The sequence below is a fragment of the Helicobacter cinaedi CCUG 18818 = ATCC BAA-847 genome, from assembly GCF_000155475.1.
GTDB classification, from domain to species: Bacteria; Campylobacterota; Campylobacteria; order Campylobacterales; family Helicobacteraceae; genus Helicobacter_C; species Helicobacter_C cinaedi.
The window spans coordinates 155,202-166,690 of sequence record NZ_DS990393.1; the positions used below are offsets into that span (position 1 = coordinate 155,202).

The window sequence follows — 11,489 nt, forward strand, 5'->3', positions numbered from 1 at the left end:
TTTATGTTGCAAAATTTAAACACAAGGAGTTTTCTATGAGTATAATTAGGAACATACTCAATTTTGTTAAGGATATATATCGCTACATATATTTTCCTTATGCTTTTATTGCGTTTCGTGGTGTGTATGATGGCTTTAAATCTGCCACAAAAGCTATACCAAAACATAGCAAAAAAAGGGGCTTAGGCTACAATGATGTAAAATCTCAAGGTACTCAAGCATTTATCAAGTTCTACTCAAAACCTACACCTATGGTGGATACAGAATATCCCGTATTCTTTTGGCTTGATAGAATTATCTCTTCACAAATCAAAAATGGTATCACACCTAATATATGCGACTTTGGTGGCGGGGAAGGACGGCATTATTTTGCCTATGTAAGCCACACTCATCACAAGCCACTATGGCGTGTATGTGAGCTAGGGCACAATGTTAAGCTTGGCAGAGCCATTACAGCAGAGCTAGGAGCTAAGAATCTACACTTTATATCAAAGCTAGATGAAAAGATTATGTCTCTAACCCCACAAGAGCAAAATTGCAATATTTTTCTTTCATCAGGTGCATTATTCTATCTGGAAAATGTTTATACAACATTAAGAGAATATTTAACGGGGGGTGGGGATAGAACATATACTACTCACACGCCTACCCTTACAAGATAAAACCCCAACCTATGTAACACTTCAAAACGCACTCAATCAATTCTACACACCACTTTATATTTTTAATCGTGATGAATTTATCGGATTCTTCAACGATCTGGGCTATGAATTATATGATGAGTGGAAAGACCCATTTGATGGCTCAAACATACCTTTTCACAGAGATATATCCGCTTTGTGCTGGAGCGGACTATATTTTAGACGCAAACAGCAGTAAGAGTTAGTTTCTCTTATTTATATCTATGGGGCGTTTAGCATTCAGCAAGGCTAGAAGTGCTACGCCCACATCGCCAAAGACAGCTAGCCACATATTCGCCACACCCACAACCCCTAGCACAATCAAAAAAAGCTTACTCACAAGGGCAAAGCTGATATTCTGCCAAGTAATTTTGCGTGTGTGTTGAGCGATTTTCAAAGCACTCACCAAGCTCTGCAAGGAATTTTGCTGCAAAATAATATCCGCACTCTCTTTGCTTATATCATTCCCACCCTCGCCCGTGTTAATACTCACGCCCACATCGCTCCGCCTTAGCACGATAGAATCATTTATCCCATCGCCTACAAAGGCAGTTTTTCCACTCCAACACCCCATAAGCTCCACGAGCTTTTGTGCTTTTTCCTGTGGCAAAAGATTCCCATACGCATAGGGAATATTAAGCTCCTTTGCTACTCTATTGACCTGCGTTTGACTATCCCCGCTCAAAATCGCAAAATGCTCCACACCATATCGCCTAAGGGCTTGTATAGATTCTACACTATCATTTTTAAGCCTATCGCCAACGCTTATATACCCCACATACACGCCATTATACGCGATATGCACCATTGTAAGCCCTATGTCTTGCGGAGTAAATTGAATACCCTTTTCTTTCATTAGCCTTTCATTCCCAGCTAGAATCTCCCCCTTTTCACAACGCACAATCACACCCCTCCCGCTTAGCTCTTCATAAGATTCTATACGCCACGCATTGTTTTGTGTTTGAGCAAGTTTTACAATACTTTGAGCGATGGGGTGAGTGGATTGACTTTCCGCACATACAGCCAAAGAGATAAGAAAATCCTTATCATACTCCCCATTTGGCACAACTTCTAATACCTCAAAATTCCCCAAAGTCAAAGTCCCCGTCTTATCAAAAATCATATTTTTCACTTGCGATAAAGATTCTAAATGGATTGAGCCTTTAAACAAAACGCCTAGCTTACTTGCATAACCAATAGAGGCAAAATACCCCAAAGGCACGGCGATGACTAACGCACACGGACAACTTATCATCAGCACCACCAACGCACGATAGATCCACTCGTGCCATAAGGTAGAATCACCCCCAAGCACAAGCGGAGGCACAAAAGCAATCAGCAAGGCTAAGGCAAAGATAATGGGCGTGTAGATTCTAGCAAAGCTTGTAATGGCTTTTTGCGTTTTTGCCTTATTGGCACTTGCTTCTTGTGTGAGTTTAGCAATCTTAGCAATGTGAGAATCTTCAAACACCCTTTCCACACGCACTTCTAAAACCGCACTTGTATTTATCGCCCCGGCAATGACATTTTGCCCAGAATCCACGCTAATTGGCACACTCTCGCCATTAATTGAACGCATATCAAGGTAGCTTTTCCCCTGCAACACCACACCATCAGTTGGTATCTTTTCCCCCACTCTCACCACTATACAATCCCCCACTTTTAGCTCACTTGGGTGTAAATCGGTTAAAATCTCGCCATTTTCCGCATTTATTGTTTTTTTATGTGCGATTGTGGGAATGACTTGCAAAAGGGCTTTTATAGAATCTTTAGACTTCTGCACTGCCCTTGATTCTAAAAATTCTCCTAAGCGAAAGAACAGCATAACCGCCACCGCTTCACTTATCTCGCCTAAGCAAAATGCCGCAATCGTGGCAAAAAGCATAAGAAAATTTTCATCAAAAATGACTTTGTTTTTAAGATTACTCAGCGTATTTAAAAAAATAGGCTTACCAGCGGTGAGATATAAAAGAGCTAAAACTCCATATACATAGGGGGCATTCTGCTCCCCAAAAGTTGTCAAGTGCAACGCCCCCATACATAAGCCAAAAATCCCTATAAGTGTGAGAATAAATGCAGATTCTAAAAATACAAAGCCCTTTTGTGCTTGTGGCGTTTGCGTGGAAATTACAAATGTAGAATCTTGGGGCGAAGTGAGCCTAGCCTGTGGCTCAATGGTGTGAATTGTAGATATAGCAAGATTTAAATCACTTGTTGAGAGATAGAGTGTGTTGGTGCTAAAATCAACATTTGCTTTACTCACTTGTGGCAGGGCGTTTAGGGAATCTTCTATGCGTGAAGCACAGCTTGGGCAATCAAGCCCAGAGATTGAAAGCGTATAGTCTTTATATGTAGGGTTTGCTAAAGTGCTATCCTGTGTTAAATATTCATCATCTGCTAAAAATGCTTGAGTCTGTCCTGTGTGCTGTGTCATTTTTATTTGTCTATCCATTTGATCCATTTGCAATGCCTTTTTTATTCATATCGTGGTATCAATTTTTAGGCATTATTCCACATATTTGTAAATATACATATAGGGGGTATATGTATTAAGGATTCTAGAATCATTATTGCCCTATCCAAACACAACAATCAAGTCAGCTTTTAATAGGCTATCATAAACCCATTATTGATTTTCTTATTGAATCTGCTTTTTATCTTCGTCTGCATTTGATTGCAATATCTCCCCTAGCAAAAATCGCGTTGGGACTTTTCGGCGTTCTTTTGCACCGCTACATTCAAAGAGTATATACTCTCCAAGCGAAGAAACAACCTTTACATTAGAAATTGTAAGCGTGTTATTTGCCCCCTGTGTCGGCTGACATAGAGCGATAGAATCTGCGGTTTCTTGTGTGAAAATAAGCTCTTTTGCTGTGTATTTGCCTATGTGGAGTTTGCTTACAATAAAGGAGCTTAACAAAAAAGGTATAACTACTAGGCATAAAATGCCAATTACAAATGAAAACTTTACCAAATTAAAACGAGTAGATGCCAAAGCCCCCCACAAACAATATAGAGTAACAAACAATAAGAATGGAAACAACAATAAAATCTATGGATTGCATAGCAGAATCAAATCTAATGATCCAAGCCACTATCATAAGATAAGCACACATTAATATAAAAGACAATGTAACAAACAGCATTATCTTTTCAAAATTAAGATAATCTAGCTTTGCAAGACAAATACGGACAAGTAAAGCATAAAGAACAATGGAGCATATCGCAAATGCAAAAAATTTATAACCAAGCTGAATATCAAACAAATAAAGCAACATAAACACAAACAAACCAAATGTTGGCAATACAGCAATAGCCCCAAAAGCCATATTTGCCCATTTTTCTGGTCTTGGCTTATCATAAAATATAAGATGAATAGCATAGATATAGGGCAAAGAAAAAATATACCCATCGCAAAAGCAATAAAAACGCCCAAAATAGTCGTAGCAAAAATATAATACAGCACACTATCCTTGCTGATAGTTGGTAAATATTGAGCATTAAAAGCAAAATAACACATCAAAATCAATGCCCCAATGACAGCTGGAATCCAAATAAGCAAAGATAAATGCTTGCTTACATATTTTCGCACACCTTTAAGCGACTCAATAAACTCTTGTGTATCATAGTGAATCTGCAATTCCTGTAAAAGTCTTTTTGTTACCCCTAACTTATCTTGTGTTGCTTGAGATTCCTTTTTTATGTATTGCAACACCACACGCACAGCGCAATATCTGCCTATCAAGCTCATCAATTTTCTGCCTTTTATTATCCATATCCTGCAAATCAGCAAAGACTTTATATTTCTGCCTCATATACTTATCAAAACTCTCAATAACCACAAGCTTTTTATTATTGTCTTTATACAACTCACGCAAGGTTTGTATAGATTCTTCTATATCTGCATATTGTGTTAGAAACAGCTCCCTTTGCATGCAAAGATTTTGTAACGACATTTTTCACCCCTTTTGCATTTGTGTTATTATAAGCTAGATTTTATAATCTTACTCGTAACAAATATTAGCATTTTAGTCTGCTATTATTTTGCACTATCCTGCTTCTTATCCCATTTAACATCAGCATAATCTTTGTAAAGCCATTGACAGATTTTGGTAGAAGTAGTATCGCCCCATAGTCTCTTTTTCACTCCCACTATTTAGAATCTTTGTATAAAGCACAGAGGATTTTAGACTTGGATTCTCATAGATTTTTCGCACATATCTGGGGCTTACTAGCTCTAGCGTTACTTGCTATGATTTGTCTATCATTTCGTGCAATTCTCCTATGCGATGACCTGTCTCTATATATAAATAATCTAAAAGATCTTTGCTAGTTTCTGCATTGTTGCATTTTATATTACGCTTTTTTAGCCATTATAGTTGCTCTTTTTTAATCATAGAACTTTGCTCATTGCTCCACGCAGAGTATAAAAGCTATTACAAATGCCTTTTTCAACCTTGCTTAAGCTCTGCTTCTCACAATCAAATCCCCCTTTTTTTTAAATCACGAGTAGATTTCACTTAGAGTGCCTACTTTGCTTTTATCACTTGACATCTCACAAGTGCTAGAATCTAGCCTCTTGTGAGAGCGAAAGTAAATTTCTTTAGAATCTTTGCTAAGAGTTTTGTATCGCACTTTGCTTATAGCATCAGCCGATTTTACTAAGTGGATCGCATTGGCTCATCTCTCCCCATACACTCTCCCATTCACTGCCTTTGTAAAAGCTATCGACAGATTTGCTGATATATTCGCATAGCCCTGTTGGATTGCTCTCAAAATCACCTACTATGCTTTTACAACGCATACCACTATTATTGCCAACACTACTAGAATCTTATATTATGTCTCCTTTGGAATCTATTTAGAATTACTGATATCACATCATAAGTAAATTGTAAGATGTCTAATTTAAAACCATAAATAAAACATTAAGATTTGATGTTAAAAAGTCTGTTGCCCGTATCATTGCTACCTTGTCCTATATAGCTATTTGTAGAACTTCTAATGCTAAAAATATGCACACTAGGATATTGCTTGAATATCTCTTTTATACTTGCTTCATAAATAACACTAGTGGCTATATAATATTCTTCTGCTTGTATTATTGCAAGGAAATTACGCAGAGTTTTGCCAGTATTTATCACACTATCAGCGATAATAACTTTTTTAAATACGATAGATTCTAATTCTTGCGGGGCTTTTACTAAAAAATATTGTGCATTTGGGAATACTTCCCTTATTCCTTCTGCAATATATAATCCTGCCCTAAGAATGCCGATGATAGCAAATCCACTCTCATCATAATATGGTAAATCTTGTAATGTATTATGAGAAAGTTGCTTTGTTTTGTAGATACTAGGCTGCATACCTAAGATTTCTCTGCCAAGTAGAATGCCAAATTGATAATGAATGCCAGTAAGCATACTTGCTGTTGTATCACAAGCTCTTGTTTGATTGATAAGATTTTGTAAGGGATATTTATATTGCAATTCATAAAAATTCATAGCACCGCCTTTATAGAATCTATAGAAATATTAGGGTTACAAACTATAAGTTTTTCTCTTGTGTGCCGACTTAATTGAGAGATAATTAAGCCTTTCTTATTAGATTCTATTAAAATGGGTTGTGTTGCATATTCAAGCATACCTATATCGACAAGACCATCACCTAAAGCTATGACTTTATATCCAAGATTTGTTAGCTCTTTTGCAAAGTATGCTTTGCAATCTTGTGTGATAATACTCTCTCTATCATTAGCAATAATGTGAAATGGCGCTTCTAATCTTGCAAATACATCACTCCAAATCTGTCTTATACCAGCACTTATAGCTATAACACTCGTATTGCTACTATGTAGCATTTCAATAAGATTTATATGTGGTCGCATAGAATCTGCCGCAAGTTTTACTGCTTGTAAAAAAGTCTTTTCGGGGATTTCTAGTCGCTTTTTTGTTAAACGAAAAAACTGATAAAAGCCATAGAATCTATGATTATGAAATGCGTTTGGGACCTTAAAATCACACACGGCTTTAATTTTGTAAAATTCTTTTACAGCGTCTTTATTATCCAGTGTCCCGTCGCAATCTGTAAGGATTATAGTTTGCATTAAAGATGAAGTGTGTGTTTTCATAAAATCTTCAAATATTTCTTTGGGATCTAGTTTTGTTTTATTTGTGCGAAAAAACTCAATAAAACTCCCCACATCACTAGCATTAGAATCTATCGCACTAAAAAATACATTGTGCTTTTTACATTCTATTTGTAAGCCTTGTAACTCAAAGTCATTCCACTTTTGAATAGATTCTAAGCTTATGTTTTTATTATCTCTATTTTGCATTCTTTGATGAATTACTTCATTATCAGAATCTAAAAATAATATCAAATCATAGAATCTTACATCCTCCTTCATTGCAATTTCAAAGGTAGCATTTTCATTTAAAAAGCTATAATGCCCACTTACAATCACATTTTCATTTGTAGATTCTAAATTTGCTAAAAACTCTTTTCTTAGCCTATCCTTATTTGCTTCATCTAGATTTTTCAGCATTTGCTTGTCTATCCTACCAATCTCACATAATGCCTGAGAGCCTTCAATAATTTTAAAATGTGGCAATAAATCTTTCAATTTTTCCAAAAGCGTGCTTTTACCAGAGCAATTTATACCAACAATGCAAATTTTAATATTTTTCATAATGACATACTCCTATCAATTTATCTAGCGGTTGTTTTAGGATTTGCATATTTTGTATGATGTTTGGTAGCAAGTCATCATATTTACCTATACTTCTATCATCTTCAACAAAACGCATACAAGGATACACTTTATCATTGCAGTAAAAAATATTGTTATATCCCACACCACAAGTATGCCCATACATTATGCAATCACATTTATTTTGTTCTTTTGCTATGATATTTCGGATATTAAATTTATATGAAGCGAAAAAGTCAATAAACTCTAAAAATGCTTTATGTGTGATTTCAAGATTCTTATTATCACAATGAAAAAGTCGAGTAAAAGTAATATCGCTAAATTTATGTTGTAACAAAAAATCCAAAATATAATCCCTGTGTTCAAGACTAAGTTTGCTTACACTCATATTAATACTTGGCATCTTATGTAGAATCTTTTGGTATAAAGCAATATTTTGCATAATGCGTTTATGTGTAGTCTTATGTAGTTTATCTATACGCAAAGCATTATGAGTAGTCTCATCGCCATCAAGTGAGACAACAAGATTCACACAATTATGCAATTTCTTATATGAGAGTAAAAACTTCTCATTTATCAAGATTCCATTTGTGATGATATAAAAAAATAGTTGATTGTTTTTATCTTGCTTGCGTATTTTGTTTAAACTAGATTCTAAAGTTTGCCAATCAAGCAGTGGCTCTCCACCACCAGCAAAACCTATAATAAATCGTGAAAGTCCGTTATCTTGCGTATATGTTAGAATATTAGTAAGTATCCTATCCAGCTTTTGGGTATTAAGAGATTCTATATTTGTCATATCTAAATTCTCATTTTCATAAAAATGGCAATATTTACAAGCAAGATTGCATTTCGCATTGATAGAGATACAGCACTTATTTAACATTATAATCCTCCAACATTGCAACTATTTTATTATGCTTATTAGACTTAGCGTGAGTGAGTGCATCTCTACCCTCAAAATCACGAATATGAGAATCTGCCCCTTTTGCCAAAAGCCACCTAACAATATTGCTATGCCCTTTAATACACGCTTTAATCAATCCGCTAAATCCATTTCCATCAACTTGATTAATTGATATTCCACTATCAAGCAATAATGCCATAATAGCAATCGCATTTTTCCTATTATCCCAACACGCCATTAAAAATGGAGTGTTACTTTTATTTTTACCCATATTGCCAACATAAGCACACGCTTTATGTTTTAACAACAAAATAACCATTTCTACATTATCATCTTGCACTGTATACGCTAAGGGTGTCATCTTTAAATGCGATTTATCACATTTGTGCATATCAATGTCTTTATATTCACATAAAAGATTCACTATCTCTAAGTCTCTTTTCTTAATTGCGTAAATAAGCGGTGTTAAGCCCTTATTATCGTAAGCATTGATTTTTAACTCACTCTCTTTTAAAAGTGTTTTTACTTTGTTTATATCCCTTTTTTGTATCGCGTTAAAAAGCTGTTCTGTTGCCAAATTTGGAATATCATCAAGGTAAGTTGCAAATTGTTCTTTAAATTCTTTTATTGTCAAGGTTTGTTTATACAAAGTCTTAAAGGTTTTATCTTCACTGATGATGTAGGCATTAGATTCACTCGCACATTGCCTAATTTGCTCATCTGGCTTTTTGCCATTTAAGCGTTTCTTGTAGATTTCACATTGATAGCTATTGATTGCTTGTATTGCTCTATGTGCATTTCTATTTTCTTTATACCCTTTATTATCTTTCAATCTATCAAGCTCATCAATTACGATTTGTGGAAGTGTAATTTTAAAACCATTTTTGTGGCAAATATCAAAGATAAGATTGCAGCTTAAAAGCAAACAATTTGTATCAACGACAAATATCTTTTGTGTCTGCATTACGCCATCTCCTTGAATGTTAATGCAAACTCTATCCAAAAAAAACAATTAATGAATATATAGAATATTTGTAAAATAAGATTTTTAATCTATAATTTCATTAATTTTTACGACTTTAAAAAAGGAGATTCTATGCGAAGTGATATTGTAAAAAAGGGACATAATCGCGCCCCACACAGAAGTTTGCTAAGGGCTACGGGGCTAAAAGATGAAGATTTTAATAAGCCCTTTATCGGCGTAGCAAATAGCTATATTGACATCATTCCGGGGCATTTTTTCCTAAACAAATACGCTGAAATTGTAAAAGATGAGATACGCAAGGCTGGTGGCGTGCCTTTTGAGTTTAACACTATCGGCGTAGATGATGGTATCGCTATGGGACATAGCGGTATGCTCTATTCCCTGCCTAGCCGAGAGCTGATTGCTGATTGCATAGAATCTGTGATGAACGCCCACGCATTAGATGCGATGATTTGCCTGCCAAACTGCGATAAAATCGTGCCCGGAATGCTTATGGGAGCGTTGCGTGTGAATGTGCCCACAATCTTTGTGAGTGGCGGTCCTATGAAAGCGGGTCGTTTGGAAGATGGCACAATACTTGATTTAAACTCAGCATTTGAAGCAGTAGGTGCGTATGAAAGCGGTAAGATTAGCGAAAAAAGACTGCACGAGATAGAGTGTCAAGCCTGTCCTAGCGGAGGGAGTTGTAGTGGAATGTTTACGGCAAACTCTATGAATACACTCTGTGAAGCTATGGGCGTGGCATTACCGGGCAATGGCACGATTCCGGCTTTAACGCCAGAAAGGGAAGAGTTGCTAAGGCAGGGGGCTAGACGCATTGTAGAGATTGCCCTAGATTCTAGCCTAAGTGAAAAATTTAGATTCCGCAATATTTTAAATGCAAAAGCCGTGCATAATGCCTTTGTCGTGGATATGGCAATGGGCGGAAGCACGAATACGATTTTGCATATGTTAGCCATCGCCAAGGAAGCGGAAGTGGATTTCAACCTAGAATCTATCAATAATATTGCCACAAATGTTGCCCATATTGCCAAAATCGCCCCGGCGTTAAGTAGTGTGCATATGGAAGACATTAACCGAGCGGGGGGTGTGTCGGCAGTGATGAATGAAATCTCTAAGCGTGGCAATTCGTCTTTGGGTATGCAATGCGACAAGGTTGAGAATTTTGTGAAAGGCACGGACGCCAAGTCCGCTAACCTTCCCCAAAATTCTCAAAACTTGCACAGCCACACCGCAAATACTAGAATTGTGGATTCTAAAAACCCAGAATCTCAAGTAGATTTAGCAACGCTCAAAGTGGCAAAGCACAACTTTGCCACAAATATAATCAATGAAAGTGCGAAGCACAACCTTGAAAGCGTCGTAGGGGTGGGGGATACACAAGGGAGAGGGAGCGACTTCTCGTGCAGCGAAGCAAACCCACACTTGCAAATTCAAGCCCCTCCCCCTTGTGAAAAAGAAAGTAAAGATTCTAGTTTTGTAAATTCTATTTTACATTTAGACGCTCTTACAATCACAGGCGAAACTTTGGGAGAGAGAATAACAAACGCAAATATCACAGACCCCGAAATTATCCGCCATAATGACAATGCCTACTCACAAGTTGGCGGATTAAAAATCCTTTTTGGCAATTTGTGCAAACAAGGGGCGGTGCTAAAAGTCGCAGCAGTAGCAGAATCTATGAAAGAATTTAGCGGCAAGGCAATTTGCTTTAACTCCCAAGATGAAGCGATTAAGGGCATCGCAGGGGGCAAGGTAAAGGCTGGAAGCGTGGTAGTTATCCGCTATGAAGGACCAAAGGGGGGACCGGGAATGCAAGAGATGTTAAGCCCTACAAGTCTTATTATGGGAATGGGCTTAGGCGAAAGCGTGGCACTCATAACCGATGGGCGATTTAGTGGGGCGACAAGGGGGGCTTGTATCGGGCATATAAGCCCGGAGGCTGCTGAAGGGGGGCTTATCGCACTGATTGAAGATGGTGATGAAATAGAGATTTCTGTCTCGCGTGGGAGCTTGGAGCTAAAGGTAGATTCTAAGATTCTAGAATCTAGAAAGGCAAAATGGAAACCAATCAAAAAAGAGATAACAAGCAAATGGCTCAAACGCTACTCGCTACTTGTAAGCAACGCCGCAAATGGTGCGGTTTTAAAGACGGAGTTGTAAAAGGGTAAAATACGAGAAATGGGTAGCAAAAGCTTAAAGTAA

Annotated in this window: 15 protein-coding genes; 4 read left to right on the forward strand and 11 right to left on the reverse strand. The window is 37.0% G+C overall.

The annotated features are described in order from the left end of the window. Positions 1–35: 35 nt before the first annotated feature. Both HCCG_RS08655 and HCCG_RS11715 read left to right on the forward strand, forming a co-directional pair. The gene (locus HCCG_RS08655; RefSeq protein WP_002957121.1) at positions 36–662 is read left to right on the forward strand and encodes a class I SAM-dependent methyltransferase; all 627 of its coding nucleotides are present in this window, start codon (positions 36–38) and stop codon (positions 660–662) included. Beyond that, positions 616–879: a class I SAM-dependent methyltransferase gene (locus tag HCCG_RS11715; protein WP_002957122.1), complete on the forward strand. Its 264-nt coding sequence runs from the start codon at positions 616–618 to the stop codon at positions 877–879. Before HCCG_RS08655 ends, HCCG_RS11715 begins: the two co-directional genes overlap by 47 nt. Positions 880–882: 3 nt before the next feature. Here the strand turns inward: HCCG_RS11715 and HCCG_RS08660 are convergent, their stop codons facing one another. Then, positions 883–3,132 (reverse strand): heavy metal translocating P-type ATPase, encoded by a 2,250-nt coding sequence (locus HCCG_RS08660; RefSeq protein ID WP_230197937.1) that lies wholly within the window; start codon positions 3,130–3,132, stop codon positions 883–885. A 186-nt stretch (positions 3,133–3,318) separates the two neighbouring features. Next, a complete protein-coding gene (locus tag HCCG_RS08665; protein WP_015453280.1) occupies positions 3,319–3,600 on the reverse strand; it encodes a hypothetical protein in 282 nt (93 codons plus the stop codon). Positions 3,601–3,625: 25 nt separating this feature from the next. Between HCCG_RS08665 and HCCG_RS12210 the strand changes: the two genes are divergently transcribed. Next, positions 3,626–3,799 carry a hypothetical protein gene (locus tag HCCG_RS12210; RefSeq protein WP_015453279.1) on the forward strand — a complete coding sequence of 58 codons (174 nt, stop codon included), beginning with the start codon at positions 3,626–3,628 and terminating at the stop codon, positions 3,797–3,799. A gap of 50 nt (positions 3,800–3,849) precedes the next feature. On the opposite strand, the gene HCCG_RS12215 is transcribed toward HCCG_RS12210, so the two are convergent. From HCCG_RS12215 to HCCG_RS08695, 9 genes are all read right to left on the reverse strand, one after another. Beyond that, positions 3,850–4,434 (reverse strand): hypothetical protein, encoded by a 585-nt coding sequence (locus tag HCCG_RS12215; protein ID WP_133247153.1) that lies wholly within the window; start codon positions 4,432–4,434, stop codon positions 3,850–3,852. Further along, on the reverse strand, positions 4,352–4,636 hold the full coding sequence (locus HCCG_RS08675; RefSeq protein WP_002957127.1) for a hypothetical protein: 285 nt from the start codon (positions 4,634–4,636) through the stop codon (positions 4,352–4,354). The genes HCCG_RS12215 and HCCG_RS08675 overlap by 83 nt, the downstream gene beginning before the upstream one ends. A 120-nt stretch (positions 4,637–4,756) precedes the next feature. Then, positions 4,757–4,897: a hypothetical protein gene (locus tag HCCG_RS12220; RefSeq protein WP_002957128.1), complete on the reverse strand. Its 141-nt coding sequence runs from the start codon at positions 4,895–4,897 to the stop codon at positions 4,757–4,759. Between the two features lie 286 nt (positions 4,898–5,183). After that, on the reverse strand, positions 5,184–5,315 hold the full coding sequence (locus HCCG_RS12855; protein WP_268257958.1) for a hypothetical protein: 132 nt from the start codon (positions 5,313–5,315) through the stop codon (positions 5,184–5,186). A 13-nt stretch (positions 5,316–5,328) separates the two neighbouring features. Then, positions 5,329–5,484, reverse strand: a complete 156-nt coding sequence (locus HCCG_RS12225) for a hypothetical protein (protein WP_002957131.1) — start codon at positions 5,482–5,484, stop codon at positions 5,329–5,331. Between the two features lie 124 nt (positions 5,485–5,608). Next, positions 5,609–6,184 (reverse strand): uracil phosphoribosyltransferase, encoded by a 576-nt coding sequence (locus tag HCCG_RS08680; protein ID WP_002957132.1) that lies wholly within the window; start codon positions 6,182–6,184, stop codon positions 5,609–5,611. Continuing rightward, positions 6,181–7,371 (reverse strand): AAA family ATPase, encoded by a 1,191-nt coding sequence (locus HCCG_RS08685; protein ID WP_002957133.1) that lies wholly within the window; start codon positions 7,369–7,371, stop codon positions 6,181–6,183. Before HCCG_RS08685 ends, HCCG_RS08680 begins: the two co-directional genes overlap by 4 nt. Continuing rightward, a complete protein-coding gene (locus HCCG_RS08690; protein ID WP_002957134.1) occupies positions 7,358–8,278 on the reverse strand; it encodes a radical SAM protein in 921 nt (306 codons plus the stop codon). The genes HCCG_RS08685 and HCCG_RS08690 overlap by 14 nt, the downstream gene beginning before the upstream one ends. Further along, positions 8,268–9,263, reverse strand: a complete 996-nt coding sequence (locus HCCG_RS08695) for an ankyrin repeat domain-containing protein (protein ID WP_015453278.1) — start codon at positions 9,261–9,263, stop codon at positions 8,268–8,270. Before HCCG_RS08695 ends, HCCG_RS08690 begins: the two co-directional genes overlap by 11 nt. A 132-nt stretch (positions 9,264–9,395) precedes the next feature. On the opposite strand from HCCG_RS08695, the gene ilvD reads away from it, so the two are divergent. Next, entirely contained in the window at positions 9,396–11,447 is a 2,052-nt protein-coding gene (ilvD, locus tag HCCG_RS08700; RefSeq protein ID WP_002957136.1) for a dihydroxy-acid dehydratase, read from the forward strand. The last annotated feature ends 42 nt before the right edge of the window (positions 11,448–11,489 follow it).